This window comes from Gillisia sp. Hel_I_29 (assembly GCF_000744275.1).
Classification (GTDB): Bacteria; Bacteroidota; Bacteroidia; order Flavobacteriales; family Flavobacteriaceae; genus Gillisia.
In genome coordinates this window covers 289,069-305,335 of record NZ_JQLP01000003.1, presented here as the reverse complement: position 1 = coordinate 305,335, position 16,267 = coordinate 289,069, and the positions used below count along the sequence as shown (strand labels likewise).

12 protein-coding genes are annotated in these 16,267 nt (G+C 33.9%); 5 read left to right on the top strand and 7 right to left on the bottom strand.

Translation table 11 applies throughout. The features are described 5' to 3' along the window. Positions 1-49 precede the first annotated feature (49 nt). Positions 50-1,621 (bottom strand): serine hydrolase, encoded by a 1,572-nt coding sequence (locus P163_RS04940; RefSeq protein WP_034888265.1) that lies wholly within the window; start codon positions 1,619-1,621, stop codon positions 50-52. Positions 1,622-1,824: 203 nt separating this feature from the next. Here P163_RS04940 and P163_RS04935 point away from each other — a divergent pair, with 203 nt between their 5' ends. Genes P163_RS04935 through P163_RS04925 form a run of 3 tightly spaced genes read left to right on the top strand, consistent with a single transcriptional unit; the run spans position 1,825 to position 3,477 of the window. Next, the gene (locus tag P163_RS04935) at positions 1,825-2,376 is read left to right on the top strand and encodes a hypothetical protein (protein ID WP_034888264.1); all 552 of its coding nucleotides are present in this window, start codon (positions 1,825-1,827) and stop codon (positions 2,374-2,376) included. A gap of 2 nt (positions 2,377-2,378) precedes the next feature. After that, positions 2,379-2,801, top strand: coding sequence for a hypothetical protein (locus P163_RS04930; RefSeq protein WP_034888263.1), 423 nt, complete (start codon positions 2,379-2,381; stop codon positions 2,799-2,801). A 13-nt stretch (positions 2,802-2,814) separates the two neighbouring features. Beyond that, positions 2,815-3,477 carry an SOS response-associated peptidase gene (locus P163_RS04925; protein WP_231556156.1) on the top strand — a complete coding sequence of 221 codons (663 nt, stop codon included), beginning with the start codon at positions 2,815-2,817 and terminating at the stop codon, positions 3,475-3,477. A gap of 14 nt (positions 3,478-3,491) precedes the next feature. Here P163_RS04925 and P163_RS04920 read toward each other — a convergent pair whose 3' ends face one another. Continuing rightward, complete coding sequence (locus P163_RS04920) at positions 3,492-4,523, bottom strand: hypothetical protein (RefSeq protein WP_034888262.1); 1,032 nt, start codon at positions 4,521-4,523, stop codon at positions 3,492-3,494. Positions 4,524-4,727: 204 nt separating this feature from the next. After that, entirely contained in the window at positions 4,728-6,005 is a 1,278-nt protein-coding gene (locus tag P163_RS04915) for a cation:proton antiporter (RefSeq protein WP_034888261.1), read from the bottom strand. Between the two features lie 214 nt (positions 6,006-6,219). Here P163_RS04915 and P163_RS04910 point away from each other — a divergent pair, with 214 nt between their 5' ends. Further along, positions 6,220-6,798, top strand: coding sequence for a pseudouridine synthase (locus P163_RS04910; RefSeq protein ID WP_034888260.1), 579 nt, complete (start codon positions 6,220-6,222; stop codon positions 6,796-6,798). Here P163_RS04910 and P163_RS04905 read toward each other — a convergent pair. Genes P163_RS04905 through P163_RS04890 form a run of 4 tightly spaced genes read right to left on the bottom strand, consistent with a single transcriptional unit; the run spans position 6,795 to position 13,827 of the window. Further along, positions 6,795-7,364 (bottom strand): biliverdin-producing heme oxygenase, encoded by a 570-nt coding sequence (locus P163_RS04905; protein WP_034888258.1) that lies wholly within the window; start codon positions 7,362-7,364, stop codon positions 6,795-6,797. The two genes, P163_RS04910 and P163_RS04905, sit on opposite strands and share 4 nt — an antisense overlap. Continuing rightward, positions 7,354-7,911: a response regulator gene (locus P163_RS04900; protein WP_034888256.1), complete on the bottom strand. Its 558-nt coding sequence runs from the start codon at positions 7,909-7,911 to the stop codon at positions 7,354-7,356. The genes P163_RS04905 and P163_RS04900 overlap by 11 nt, the downstream gene beginning before the upstream one ends. Positions 7,912-7,944: 33 nt before the next feature. After that, entirely contained in the window at positions 7,945-10,173 is a 2,229-nt protein-coding gene (locus P163_RS04895) for an ATP-binding protein (RefSeq protein ID WP_034888254.1), read from the bottom strand. A gap of 3 nt (positions 10,174-10,176) precedes the next feature. After that, positions 10,177-13,827: a chemotaxis protein CheB gene (locus tag P163_RS04890; RefSeq protein WP_034888252.1), complete on the bottom strand. Its 3,651-nt coding sequence runs from the start codon at positions 13,825-13,827 to the stop codon at positions 10,177-10,179. 313 nt (positions 13,828-14,140) lie between these two features. Here P163_RS04890 and P163_RS04885 point away from each other — a divergent pair, with 313 nt between their 5' ends. Continuing rightward, entirely contained in the window at positions 14,141-16,261 is a 2,121-nt protein-coding gene (locus P163_RS04885; RefSeq protein ID WP_231556158.1) for a M3 family metallopeptidase, read from the top strand. Positions 16,262-16,267 lie beyond the last annotated feature (6 nt).

The window sequence follows — 16,267 nt, the reverse complement described above, 5'->3', positions numbered from 1 at the left end:
CCCTGAATTCTTTAATTCAGGGAATTTTTTGTTCTTGTAAACGCTTGAATTAATTTTTTGTTCTGCTAAAATCCAGATCTTGAAAATCAAAACTAAAATCTGTCATTGGAGAAACCGGTTGCATACTAAATCCTATAGCCTTGCCTTCTTTATTTAAAGTAAACACTAAAAAAGCATCGGCATTTAAAGTTCTTTGGTTCCATTTTACTAAAAAGGTATTGCCTTTATAATAAGACATTGTTCCCTTAAAATCTGCAATATTGCTAGATTCAAACATTAGCTTTCCATCCTTCTTTGTAAGTGCAACATCTCCAAACCAATTATCTGTGTAGGTACCGGCATAAGTATCTAAATTTATAGGTGCCATCTTATTTTTTTGTTGCATTTCTATCTCTTTCCAAATATTAGCTACCACCTCATCTGCTTTTTTTTCTTGTTTTAAACGTGCGGTGTTATAAGCGCTTATTCTATCTTTCCCTTCAATGCCAAAATATGCGTCTTTTATCGAATTGGTAATAGATCTAAATGCAGATCCAGACTGCTGATTTGTTAAAACAATAATACCAAGATCTATTTCCGGGATCATAGTAACCTGACTCACTATTCCTAAAAGTCCGCCGGTGTGAGTAACTTCTAATTTTCCATCTACATCACTCAAGAACCATCCTAATCCATAAGCAGAAAAATGCGTATTATAATCTCCTTTACTAGCGTTTAGTAAGGTTTGTGGAGCCCACATCTCATTATGCATTTTTTTACTAAAAATACTATCCTGCAGCTCATTACCGTATTTACCTTCATTTAATTGCGCCAGTACCCATTTGCTCATATCATTTACAGAAGAATACATTCCTGCAGCAGGATTAGCAACCTTCGTAAAACTTAATCCAACTGTCTCCAATTTGCCATCTACGGGAGCATGGCCATCTATTACGTTGCTATAATCTGAAATTCTGTGCCAAGACATGGCGGTATCATTCATATTTAAAGGATCTAGAAAGTTTTGTTTTACGAATTGTTCATATTCCATTCCTGAAACTCTAGACACCACCTCTCCTGCAACTATGTAAAGTAAATTATCATAATCAAATTTAGATCGAAACGAAGACACCGGCTTTAAATATCTTAAATTATGGATTACTCCATCTTTATCCAGAACATTAGATGCCGGAAAGACCATCATATCTCCTGCGCCTAATCCCAATCCACTTCTGTGAGTTAGAAGATCTCTTACGGTAAACTGGCTGGTAACGTAGGGATCATATAATTTAAATTCAGGTATAATATCTGTTACTTTAGAATCCCAAGTTAATTTACCTGAATCTATAAGTTTGGCCAAAGCTGCACTTGTAAAAGCTTTGGTATTGGAGGCGACACCAAAGAGCGTATTTTCATCTACCTTCCCTCCTTTCTCTAGAGATCTGGTTCCGTATCCTTTGGAGTGAATAAGCTTACCATCCTTCACAATTGCAACGGCTATTCCAGGTACATTAAAAGTTGTCATTGTCTTTTCTACTAAACTGTCTACCTGCTTTTCTGTAAAGTTTTGTGCAGAAACAAAGAGATATGTTGAAAGGAAGAGCATTGTAAACAGACTAGTCCTTAAGGAGTAATTTTTCATATTATAATTGTTGAATGAATTTAATAGCGCTTAAAGGTATAAAATCTTTTAAAAGGCTCTCTATACATTTAAAGGTTGTAATTGTATTACAGATTTTTCTGATTGATTTTATCCCTAAACTTTGATAAAAGCTTAAGGTTTATCATTTGTGAGAACTCCTACAGGTACCGAAATTTGCAGCCTTAAATTTTTTAAGTAAAAATATGACAAAGCTAATTCGCAGATTTTCATTTTTTATATTGATAGTTTTCCAGATGGTCTTTTTGCTCGCTATTTTATTTGATAAAATGGCCACCCCACTTATTTTATCTTTCATTATAGGAATATCTATATTAATTAGCATCGCGTATTTTAAGGCACCAAGAGATGAAGAAGAACATTTTTTGGAAGATGCTTATCTCATTCTTTTTGCTGTGCTAGGAGCAGTAGCAACCTTTTACTTAAATACAAAAATAAATCTTGGAAGTATTATCTCTGCAAGTCTGGTTGGGTTTATAGCTTCCTTTGCTCCTAACTTCGATAAAAAATCTTCTATATTGAAAGAATTTCCTGCTGCGGTTTATTGTGGTTCTTTTGTGGGTATGACCTCATCACAGGTAGCTCCTAACATAAAATTTATACTCTTTGCAGGATTTATTGCCGGTGCAATTTTAATGCTTTCCAAGAATATATTTAATGGCTTTGGTGGTAAGTTAGGCACAATTGCCTTTGGAGGAGTTGCTATAACTTCAGTTCTAATTTACTTGATATTTTAATAATGGAACAAGCTATAATTATATTTACAGGTATTATATCTGCTCTTTTAACCTACATTATAAATAATTATCTAAGACAGGGTGCGGTTAGAGCCTCTTCAGGATTATCATTAATTATAGGACTATTTTTCTATTATTTTCCAGATCTTTTATCTGATTATTTAAGCGAAAATATACCGCTAATTTTTATAGGCGCTACTTTTATAGGAATGGTATCTTCCAAAATTCTTCATAATTACCATCTGGTAGGTATTGCCGGACTTATATTTTCTTTGATATATCTTAATACCGGAATGTTTTTCCAAGGTTATGGTGGAGCTTTAGGTACTACTGCGGCAATTTCTGTATTGGTTTCTTTAAGTCTTACACTGGTTGCAAATAGCAAAAGAATCAAAAAATGGAAAGCTTCAGGATTTTCAAAATAACGTAATTATTTTTATGCATTTAATAAGTATATTAAGATCTGATAAATTGAAAATGTGTTATAGAACCAAACTTAATTCAGAATATAAGTCTATAGAGAAGACCTTCGAAGCTAAATTTATTGCTCCCGAAGAATATATTCCGCAGGAAGAGATCAATGCGTTTAGTTTTTCAAAAACCCCAATTATTACCAATGAGAATCCTGAAGAGATAAACTTGTTTAATTGGGGACTAATTCCTTTTTGGGCAAAGAATGCAGAAATAAGAAAGATGACTCTAAATGCAAAGATCGAAACGCTTACAAAGAAACCATCATTTAGAAATGCTGTTACTAATAGATGCTTAATAATTGCAGATGGTTATTACGAGTGGCAATGGCAGGATTCTCGAGGTAAGGAGAAACAGAAATATTTAATTATTACTCCAGATCAGGAAATATTTGCTTTTGCCGGTATTTATGCTACATGGAAAGAGCCTACTACTAACATATTAATTAATTCATATTCTATTGTCACTACAGAAGCTAATGACCTTATGAGTAAGATACATAATAATAAGAAACGAATGCCGGTAGTACTAAATAGTAAAGATCATAAACAATGGCTTAATGGAACCCAGGTTTCCAATTTTGCATTACCATATCAGGCTAATTTAAAAGCGGTTCGGGTAGATTACTAAATGTTATTATCAATTTATTGGAATAAAGATGGAGTGTCATTCATATTGCAATTACCTTCTCTAAAATGATATGGGCTGATTCTTTTATTCTCTTTATATAAAGTTTTAATCTGCACATCAGAGATCACACCTTTTCTTATGATACTTTCTTCTGTAGTATAATTTAAAGGAAGAATGGTAATTTCTAAATAATATAGATCTTCTCCATTGGTATCCGGCAGTTGAATGCATAGTGGTGCTGACGAAATATCTGATGATTCATTGTTTTCACCAGTGCTAATTACATTCTCTCTATTCGAAAATAATAGTTTGCCCTTGGGAGCTATGGGATCTCCGCTATATAACCAACCACTAATTTTGTATTTTGCTACATAAGATCTTCCTATTTCATCACAGTAACTACCAAACACACAAAAATCTATTGCTCGAGTAGATTGAATTTGAAAACCTTCATTATCCAATGCATCTGTTTCTTCATCTATAGATAGCCATTTATCATAACAAAGAACTCCTACTTCTACTATTTGTTTTATGCCAGTCTTTAAATCAAATTCTAATGGAAGGGAAGATTCCACAAAATTTGCAAACTCACCTTTCTTAGATGGAGCTTTCCATAGCAATTTAGAATCTACATCTTCCGGATTTCCACTAAAAACTGCAAAATACTCTAAAGTATATTTACCGGGTTCTAATTTAAGTTCTGCATTATTAAAAATATAAGCGCCACTATTTTCATCTTTTTGAATTGCACTTGAATTCGCATTTATTTTTAAGACCATAGGTTCTTCCAAGCTCCCAACATTCGTTGCTCCTTTTAGAACTACTTCTAAATAGGTGGGCGTAATTTCTAAGCATTCTGGAATCCTTTCCTTATTTTCTTTCTTTAGGCCAGTTACTTGATCAATTGTAAAATAGGCACCAAAAGATAAAGTTGTTGTTCTGGTACTTTGCTTTATAAATAAGGACGTATCCCCATCTTTGGTACAAGCATAGATAGAACAAAGACCAATTAAACATATCATCGAATTATTCAGAAATTTTCTCATACTGTACATGATGCTAGGATTAGATTAAACACAATGAGCCAGCTATAGCCATCAAAATTTGATGGTATAGCTAAAATTAACTGGGGAAATATAGGGATGTTACCAACTCTTAATATCTAGAAAGAGTTCGCTTGGACTATTGGAATTTATAACTTTTTAGACCGGTATTTGATGAGGGAATTCCCTTATTTTCAGGGAATAACATCAGACATTAGAATGAGGATTTACGTCTGAATTTACTTCTTCTGCTCCCAGTTTCTTAACAAGTTTGCCCACAGTAAGACCCTGAACTAATATAGAAAACACAACTACAACATAGGTAATTACTAAAAACAGTTCTCTATGCATTTCATCTGTTAAACTAAGTGCTAAAGCAATGGAAATACCACCTCTAAGCCCTCCCCAGGTCATGACCAAATTAGTATTCGGTACAAAATTAAGTCGGTTCTTAAAAAAGTTAATAGGGATGAGCAGCGATAAATATCTACATAATAGAATTACCGGAATTGCTATTAATCCTGCCCAAATATATTGACCCTTAAAAGTTAGCACCAACATTTCCATTCCAATAAGAACAAATAGAATAGTATTTAGTAAGATATCTACCAGCTCCCAAAATTTGTCTACATAAATTTCGGTAGTTTCAGACATCGTAGAAGCCCTTACAGTATCATTTCCTACAATAAGTCCGGCAGTAACCATAGCTAAGGGTGCAGAAAAGTGAAATTTTTGAGCTATTGCTGTACCCAGCATTACGGCGGCAAGGGTGATAATAACTTCAATATCATAATCATCTATAGATTTCATTAACCTATAGGTTATATAACCTATAATCATCCCTAAAACTATTCCTCCAATTACTTCCTCTCCAAATAATTCAAAGATATGTAGTGGTTCTATATTAGCGCCTCCAACAGAAGCTATTTGGTAAATAGTAAGAAACACTACAACCCCTACACCGTCATTAAATAGAGATTCTCCTACGATCTTAGTTTCTAATATTTTTGCAACCCCTGCCTTTTTCAATATTCCTAATACAGCAATGGGGTCTGTAGGTGAAATTAAAGCTCCAAAAAGCAAACAGTATATATATTCTACATTGAGCTGAAGAAAATATAAAATGTAATATAAAGCCGTTCCTACCAGAAATGTAGATACTAAAACACCCAAAGTGGAAAAAGCCAGAATAGGCCAGCGCTGAACCTTTAATCTTTCAAAATTAGTGTGTAAGGCGCCTGCAAATAGTAAGAAACTTAGCATCACATCCAAGAGTACAGTCTCAAAGTCTATTTGGTTGATGATATCAATCTCTGCCTGAAGTAACGTATCATCTATAAAGCTAATGAGAAATATAGCCAAGGTGAATAGTATCGTAATAAACATTAAACCAATACTATTCGGCAATTTAAAAAACCTCACATTTATATATCCAAATACTGCAGAGAGTGTTACTAAAATGGTAATTATGAGGAAATAGTCCATTTAATTCTAAGGTTTAAATTTAATTTTCAGCAGTGATTGCTAAGTTTCAATAAAATACAAATTTAACAAGATTTGAATACTGTCAGCTATGGACTATCACCCAGTACAATTCTTTTATAAACATTTTCAGCATTAAAAAATAACAGCTTAATTAGAATATTCTAACTTGCTGCTTTCTTTAAAATTGAAACAATAATTAGTTCTCAGAAATTCTATGCAAGACCATAAGCATTTCAAAATATATAAACCTTACGGATATCTAAGCCAGTTCATTAACAACCAGAATTCACGTCGTAATAAGAAGTTGCTAGGAGAATTATCTAATTTTCCTGAAGGTATTATGGCTATTGGAAGATTAGATGAAGATTCTGAAGGTCTTTTGTTCTTAACCACAGATGGGAAGATGAGTGAAGAAGTGAGAGGTAGAAAAGTTGAGAAAGAGTATTATGTTCAAGTTGATGGTGTGATAAGTAATGAAGCTATAACACACTTGCAAGATGGAGTATTAATTGGTGTAAATGGAACCAAATATAAAACATTGCCCTGCAAAGCCAGCAGAGTAGAAAAGGTTCCAAATTTTCCGGAGCGAAGTAAAAAAATAAGAGATGAGCGTCATGGCCCTACAAGCTGGGCTTCTATAACAGTTACCGAAGGAAAGTTTAGACAGATAAAAAAGATGACAGCAGCTGTTGGGTTTCCAACATTAAGACTGGTACGCGTAAGAATTGGAAATGAAACTATAGAAGATCTTCAAGCAGGTGCTATTCAGGAAATATCTTCTTTTAGCATTTAAGCATTTACAGCCTGTGCAGGCTTAAGAGAATTAAAAATTAATCCGAAGAACTTAAAGGTTTCTTTTGCCTTATTTATTGCAGCTAATTCCTCTGCTTCAGTAAACGCTACTTGTTTTAGTCCTTTACCAAAACTTCTCCAGCCTTCTACAGAGCTGCGATCCCCATTAAAAAAATGATGCTTTTCAATATTTGAAAGAAGTTCACAATGAATAAGTTCTTTAGAGATCATCATTCCACCCAGTACAGAACCTTCTACTACATACCATGCACCCCAAGCCTCTGCAATACTATTAATGGAGAATTGATCTTCAAATTCTTTATAAATGGAGGTATCTACTTTAAGATTGCTAAGATCTTCCTGCAATCTATTCGCTTTGTTGGAAGAAAATTCTGGAATATACTTAGCTATTTCTTTGTCTACAACGTTGTAAGCAATAAAATTCTGAAGTAAAATCAATTTATAGTTTTCCAGACTTATAGTATGAGACATAATATCTCCGGCCAAATTCCCCTCCTCGATCTTTGTATGTAAGGTATTGGTAGCATCTCTAAACTTATTCAACATCTCTCTCTAGATTTATCTGATCTATATTTGCTTTGATTTTAGAAATATTCTTACGTTGCTCTTCATTATCAGCATTAATATTATCTAAATACTGATAGATCTGATTGACCGCTATTTTATTTTTTCTAATATTTTCTCTAAGCTCTTCTTTTTGGACCATGTTAAAAACTACTTGCTTTAATAAGGGTCTTAATTTCTCATCCAACGTGTTCATATGTTTTTTGAGAATAAATCCTGAAGCTCCGGAAAGAATTGTATTTGCAGCCATCTCATCATCATCAATAGTACCTGTGATAAATATAAATGGAATAGAATCATCTATAGACTTTGCTAATTTCAAAACATCCAATCCAGAACATGCTGGAAGATTATAATCAGATAAAATTACATCTGGCACAAAAGTTCTAAGATAATCTGATACCTGATCTAGATTATCTGTGAGTCTTATCTCTGGTTTTTCAACAATTTTACGGATATTATATTCAATTAACTCTGCATCTGTTTTAAAATCTTCTACCAACAATATGCGCAACGATGTTTTAATCATATAAATAGTTATTAAAAGCTATAGAAGATACTACTAAAGATCTTCAGGAATGCTAAAATAGAATGTGGAGCCTTCATTCAATTTAGAATCTAACCATAATGCTCCATTATGTTTTTCAATGATTTTTTTTGCAATTGCAAGTCCTACTCCACTACCTGCAAAATCATCTCCCGCAACTCTAGAAAACACCTCAAAGATTTTCTCTTTCCCGGCAGCATCAATTCCTATACCATTATCTTTTACAAAGTATACTGTTCTTCCATCTTTAACGTTAAATCCTAATTCTACCGTTGGATGGGCTGTTTTAGCTGAATATTTTAACGCATTTCCAACAAGATTAGCTAATAACTGAGAGAACATCCTTCTATCTGCAACAATTCTTGGAATGTCCTCCTGTACAATTATTTCAGTTTTAGGATATTCACCAGATAAATTATGAGTTGTAAGGATTTGATCTAAAATAGTATTGATAGATAGTGACACCGGTTGAATTCGGGTCTGGCCAACCTTAGAATATGATATAATATCTTCTATGAGCGTGTCCATTAATTCAGCAGAGTTTATTATCGTATTTATGGCATTCCTACCATAATCATCTGTCTTATTTTTACAATAGTCTCTTAAAATTCTAGCATACCCATCTATACCTCTTAGCGGTGCTCTAAGATCATGAGAGACACTGTAACTAAAAGTTTCAAGTTCCTTATTTGCTTCCAGAAGTTGGTCATTTAACGCTTTAATATGATCTTTTTGATTTCTTACAATGATATTTGTAATACTTTCTTCTAGATTATAAGCTGCTTCAAAATCATATTCTTCCCAGGGAATTGCTGCGCCAGATTTTTTCTCTGTCCATTTTTCAAAAGATCTTCTCGGACTAAGATATTCTACTCCGTCCTTAACTACACCAGATTTTACCGGCTTCCCACCCCAGGATACACTTTCTATAGCTTGAGGTCTAAACCAAAGGAGATAGTCATTCTTATTTTCACCAATTCTAATACTTAAAACTCCAGAAGCCTTATCTTTAAAAGAAGTTGCTGCGGGAATTTTCTTCATTAGATTTTTAGTGAAAAATAAACTTTCCTCTTGTTTAACCAAAAATTCACTTAACAGAAATTTTATTTGTTCTTCCGTTGGTGTTTTTCCAACCATACAAATAGTTCCATCTAAAACCAATGCACCTCCAGAACATTCTACGATGTTTGTGAAATTAGGTTCAAATTTGCATATGGCATCATTTAAATGCTTTATGGATGACATTTGAAGTACCAGCTTTTTTCTGATATCTTCAGAATACGCCATTTTTTCTATAAAAACATTACTGGTTCTTAATGCTAGTTTATTAGAAAATACTTGAGTTAAGAACTTACAAGATTGTCTCTGATTATAATTTATAAATTTAGGCGAATAATGATGGCAAGCCAGTAAACCCCACAATTCACCATTTAAAACTATAGCAGCAGTTAAGCTGGCACCTACTCCCATATTTTGAAGATATTCTATATGAATAGGAGAAACTGCTCTTAATTCAGATTTGGAAATATCTATAGGTTTCCCATTAATTGGGGAAAGTTCAGGAAATATAGCAGCAGGCTTATAATTTACATCAGCAATAATTCTAACTCCTTGCTTTAGGAAGATCTGTCTGGCTTGCTTAGGAATATCAGAAGCCGGATAATGCAAGCCTAGCCAACTTTCTAAATGAGATTCTTTAACCTCTGCAACTACTTTCCCATTCCATTCTTCATCAAATTGGTACATCATTACCCTGTCATAATCAAACAGGTATTTTACTAATTCTACTGCATTCTGACTAATTTCTGGAATGGTTTGCTTATCCCCAATTTCATTCAAGATCTTGGTTAGTTGCTCCTGATACACCAATGGATCTAAAGACCCACCATGTGGATCAAAATCTAATATTAAGCTCTCACCCGATAGATGCGGAATAATAAAAAATTCTTTATTATTTAACCTTATGGTTTTGGGAAGGAGTGTAATATTGTCTTTTAACTTACGCACTAAGGTCTTCATAAGATCTTCAGGAAGAATCATATCTATATTCTTCTTAAGGATCTCCTCAAGACTAAAACCAAGAATTTCCTCTACATTCTCACTGCATTGTAGAATATCCAAGGTAGTAACATCACAAATAATAATAACCCCATGAGCCTGAGCTTTACCTATTATATGTATAGGTTCTTGCTCACAATTAGTAATTGTTGTTTTCTGTAAAGAATTCAAAGAATCTTCAGACATATATTATGTTGCTATTATTTTAAAATAAAAGGTACTTCCAACTCCAAATTGAGAATCTACCCAGATAGTACCCTCATGCAATTGTACGATCTTTTCTACATGAGCTAGACCTACTCCTGTTCCTTCATATTTCTCTTCTGTTCTTACTCTATTGAAAATGGTGAAAATGTTCTTAAGATCTTCTTCCTTCATTCCTATACCATTATCCATCACAGCGAATACCCAATATTTACCATCTGGATACGCAGAAATTCTAATCTCCGGATTTCTTTCTTTATTTCTATATTTAAGCGCGTTGCTTAATAAATTTTGAAATAAAAGTCTAAGTTCTACCTCATAGGCTTCTATTTTTGGAAGAGCACCTACATGAATCTGAGCTTTACTTTCTCGAATACTCTTACCAAGATCATATTTTACAATCTCTACCAGTTCTTTTGTATCTACTGTGGTTTTCTTGGTATCCCTACCAATTCTAGAATGTTCTAATAAAGCTTTGATCTGATTTGCCAATCTATCTGAAGCTTCATCTATATAAGAGATATACTCTTTACCTTTAGCATCCAATTTGTCTGCATAGATCTTTCCTAAAATATCACTACCAAATTTTATGGTAGCCAATGGCTCTTGTAAATCATGTGAACAGATTGAAACAAACTGTTCCAGATCTTTATTAGCTCTTTCCAGATCTGCTTTCTGGTCTTTTAATTCAGATTGAACTTCTTTTAGTTTAGAGATATCTACACAAGTAAACCTGTTGGTAATAATAGTTCCTTCTTCATCAAATTCTGCAGTAGAATTCAGGATTATTGGAATAAGTTTACCTGTACTGGTAACCATTTCCTGCTCGATATTCTTTAATTCACCGGTTTCGTTAAAAACTTTGTTCAGTCTTAAAGCTTTTAATTGCGCCTCATCAGCATAAAGTTCAAAGATGGGTTTCCCTATAATTTCTTCTTTAGAGGTATATTCAAGTTTAGTTACTGCCTCGTCATTACATTGCACAATTAAAGCGGTATTAGGATCTACGCTAAAATGCATTACCGGATCATCCTCATAAAAAGATTTAAATCTTTTCTCACTGGCAATCAAGTTATTGTTAGCTTTCTGAAGACTTTCTATATCTATAAAAGTTATAACAACCCCGTCTGCTTCTTGTTGTGAATTTTTAAATACAGAAATGCGTTGCAGATAATTCCTTCCTTCTTTAGAGATAATATGTTTCTCCAACGATCTTCCAGTCTTTAATACCTTCTTACACCTTGCAACCAAACCTCTACCCCTGTTTATTCCAAAAGATGTGGTAAAATTCTCAATGGGCCTTCCTATATCTGCACCTATAAGACTGAAATGTTTTTTAATGGCAGGAGTAAATTTTCTGATCCTTAAACCAGAATCTAAGAAAATCGTTCCTATATCTGTACTCTCTAATAAATTGATCATATCAGAATTTAAGGCTGCAAGATCATCCATCTTCTGAACGTTCTCTGCATTCACGGTGTTGATCTCTTCATTTACACTTTGAAGCTCTTCATTAGTACTTTGCAACTCTTCATTACTTGCCAATAATTCTTCATTAGCTGCTTGAAGTTCTTCGTTACTAGTTTCAATTTCTTCTAAAGAGATCTGTAATTCATCTTTAGTCTTTTTTAATTCTAGCTCTAGATCTTCAATATACTGCTTAGTACGACTATTAATTGTAACTTTTTCTACCTCTTGAACATTATTAAAATTCAATTCTTTCTCCACAAAGGTGATGGCAAAATTAGTTTCGTTATCTAGATTTTCATTTTTAAATGGTTTAACAATTAGATCCAGACTTTTGGTTTCGCTATTATGTTGATAAACTGCATCCCTATAAAATACCTTAGAATTGTCTCTAGCAGCACTCTTAACGCTAGATTGCACAATATGTTTGAGATCTTGAGATAACATATCTAAGAGGTTAATGGAAAACCCATTAACGGGTAAATTGGCATATTTTCTAAAAGCACCTATTCCCTGAAGAATATTATACTCAGAATCTACATATACACTTGCTCCTCCAAACTGTTCTAAAATAGCCTGATTAAGATCTTCTATGAATTTAGATGAATTACTACTAGCTGTATTCACTTCTCTAACTTTACTCCTTGAGATCCTTGCTTTAGGAGTAGTGCCTCTACTTGTTGAAGAATGCAATGTTTCTGCTCTTAAACTGCGCTTGGGATTAACATTTTTGAAAATTTTCCACTTTCTACTAATGTCTTCAAAGAATTCTCGATGCGTATTTACAGTTTCTGAAGTACCCATAACAAGATAACCGTCTTCTTTTAAACCGTAGTGAAGAACATTTAAAGCCTTAAGCTGAATAGAGGGCTGAAAATAGATAAGTAGGTTACGGCATAAAACCATATCCATATTGCTAAAAGGCGGATTCTTTATAATATTATGCTTTGAAAAGATAACCATTCTGCGTAAGCGCTCTACTACATGATATCCATCTGCTTTACAAACAAAATATTTATTTAGAAGAAACGTATCTATATCTGCAACAATACTTTCAGAATAAATTCCATTACTTCCAATATCCAAATGCTGCTGAGAAATGTCTGTAGCAAAGATCTTTACTTCAAATTTCTTATCCTGCCGCTCCATTTCTTCATTAATGTACATTGCTAGAGAATATGGCTCTTCTCCTGTACTGCAGGCAACATCCCAAATCTTTAAGGTTGCACCCGGCTCTACGCTTCTCACCATTTCAGGGATAACCTCATCTTCTAGTATCTCCCAAACCTGACTGTCTCTAAAAAATTTAGTAACGCCTATAAGAAATTCTCTATATAATATAGGAGTTTCGTCTGGATTTGCTTGCAAATAAGAAAAATAATCTTCTAAAGATGAGCATTTACAAACACTTACTCTTCTTGCTACTCTACGTGCTAATGTAGCATGTTTATATTCTCTAAAATCTAGATCTGTTTGCTCATCAATAAAATGTAAGATCTTAGAAAGAGTTTGCTCATCATACTCTACATTATCATCATCATAACCTACAACCAATGGCGCATTTATGAAATTATTGATCTCTGTACCCATTTCTTCTGTAGACAATATATAATCTACCAAGCCTGTGTTAATAGCGCTTTTAGGCATGCCATCAAATTTAGACTCATCTGGGTCTTGAACCATCACCATCCCATCTGCCTCTTTAATAGATCTTATCCCTCTGGTACCATCACTTCCTGTTCCACTTAAAATTACAGCAATAGCATCTTCTTTAAAACATTGTGCCATAGATGTAAAGAACATATCTATTGGAAGATTTAGCTTTTGATTTTTTGGCTTATCTAATAAATGAAGCTTACCATCTTCTATCACTAAATTATTTACCGGTGGAATTAAATAGATCTTCCCTTGTTCTATTTCTGAGTTGTCTGAAATTTGCACTATTGGAAGCGTTGTAGATTTTGCCAAGAGCTCTGCCATCATACTTTTGTAATCTGGAGATAAATGTTGAATAACTACGTAAGTAGTAGAATCATTTTCAGGAAGGTTTGCAAAAAAAGATTTAAGGGCTTCCAATCCACCCGCACTGGCACCAACAGCCACTACTCTAAAATCTTTAGACTTGTTTTTGTGCTTTTTTAATTTACTTAACTGCTTGATTTCTGCCATTATAGATATAAAGGGTAAGGGTGATAATATTTAAAAATCGAGATTTATTTTTGAAAACATTACAAAAAAAGCAAATTTAACAATTTCAGGTTTAATTAGAAATAGGTGTTTTACACCATATCTACCAAATCTTAATGTTTTTAATCTTAACGTTGTAAATTTTGAAATATTAGTACCTTAGGGGGCTAACAGAGTTATTTTAAAAAATAAATCATAAATTTTCTTCTACATGAATAAATCTATGCAATCTATTACCCTTAACTCTTTTAAAGTATTAACGGTAATAGCCTTAGGATCTTCGCCAATGATGACGATGAGCGCGCAAGAAAAAAATCAACACGCAACAGAAATGACAGAGAAACAGAATTTCAGCAATCCATTATTGCAAAAATGGAACGGACCCTACGGAGGTGTTCCAGCTTTTAACAAAATGGACCTGCAACAACTAAAACCAGCTATGGAAGAAGCTATGAAGCTTCATCTAGAACAAATAGAAGCAATTGCTAATAACAAAAAACCGGCAACCTTTGAGAATACCATACTTGCTATGGAGAGTGCCGGGAAGCCATTAGATAGAGTCTTCACATATTATGGAATTTGGAGTAGCAACCTTTCTTCGCCAGAGTTTCGTGAAATTCAGCAGGTATTAGCTCCGGAGATCTCAGATTATTCTTCTAAGATCTCACAAAATGAGAAGCTATTTAAGAGAATAAAAGCAGTTTATGACAAATCTAAAAAAGAGCCTTTAGAGGCAGATCAACAAAGAGTGGTACAGCTCATCTATGAAAATTTTGCAATGGAAGGTGCTAATTTAGACGCGAAGGCAAAAGAACGTTATGCAGCTATCAATAAAGAGCTTAGTAAACTTTATACAGATTTCTCTAATAATATTCTTGCAGATGAAGAAAATTATGTGGAATATCTAAATGAAGATCAATTAGGCGGTTTGCCAGATTCTTTTGTAAAAGCTGCGGCAAAGGCTGCTCAAGACAGAGATCATGATGGTGAATATGCAATAACCAACAGTAGATCTTCTATGGATCCTTTTCTTACCTATTCTACAGAACGTGAGTTGAGAGAGAAAGTTTGGAAAACTTACTATTCTCGTGCAGATAATGGAGATAAATATGATAATAATGAGAACATTGTAAAGATCTTAAAACTTCGTGATGAGCGTGTAGAGCTAATGGGATATGACAATTTTGCTGAATGGAGATTGCAAAATAGAATGGCCAAAAACCCAGAGAATGCTATGAACCTTATGAATGCAGTTTGGCCAGCAGCTCTTGCAAGAGTTGAAGAAGAGGTTGCAGATATGCAAGCGCTTGCAGATGCCGAAGATGCAAACATCACTATCAAACCTTGGGACTATAGATATTATGCAGAAAAAGTAAGAAAAGATAAGTATGATCTAGATTCTGATGAAGTAAAGCAATACCTTCAGTTAGACAATCTTACACAAGCGCTATTCTTTACAGCGGGAGAATTATTCAATTTTGATTTTACCCCTGTAGAAGAAGGTAGCGTTCCTGTTTTCCATCCAGATGTAAAAGTTTGGGAGGTTACAGATAAAACCAGTAAAAAACTTATTGGACTTTGGTACTTAGACCCTTATGGACGCAAAGGGAAACGTTCTGGAGCATGGGCTACCACCTATAGAAGTTACACCAATTATGAGGGTGAAGAAACTGTACTTGCTTCTAATAATTCTAATTTTGTAAAACCTGCATCGGGAGAAGTCTCCTTAGTTTCATGGGATGATGCAGAAACTTTTTTCCATGAATTTGGACATGCTCTACACTTTTTATCTGCAGATGTAAAATATCCAACCCTACAAAGCGGCGTTAGAGATTATACCGAGTTCCAATCTCAATTATTAGAGCGTTGGTTATCTACAGATAAAGTGATAGAAAAATTCTTATTAAATGCTAAAACTGGAGAGCCTATGCCGGCAGAACTAGTAGCTAAAATTAAGAAGGCTTCCACTTTTAACCAAGGGTTTGCAACTACAGAATTTTTAGCTTCTGCATTGATGGATATGAAATATCATACTACAGATCCAGACAAGATTGGAGATCCAAGAACGTTTGAAAAAGAAACTCTTAAAGATTTGAACATGCCGGAAGAGATCGTGATGCGTCACCGTTCTCCTCATTTTGGTCATGTATTTTCTGGGGAAGGCTATGCAACCGGATATTACGGATACCTTTGGGCAGATGTCTTAACTGCAGATGCTGCAGAAGCTTTTGCTAATGCTCCTGGAGGTTTTTATGATAAAGAAGTGGCTCATAAATTGGTTAAGTTTCTATTTGCCCCTAGAAACGCTATGGATCCAGCAGAGGCATATAAGAAATTTAGAGGAAGAGATGCTAATATAGATGCACTCATGAGAGACCGTGGGTTCCCTGTTCCGGCAAAAGAAGAGAATAAATAATTATAT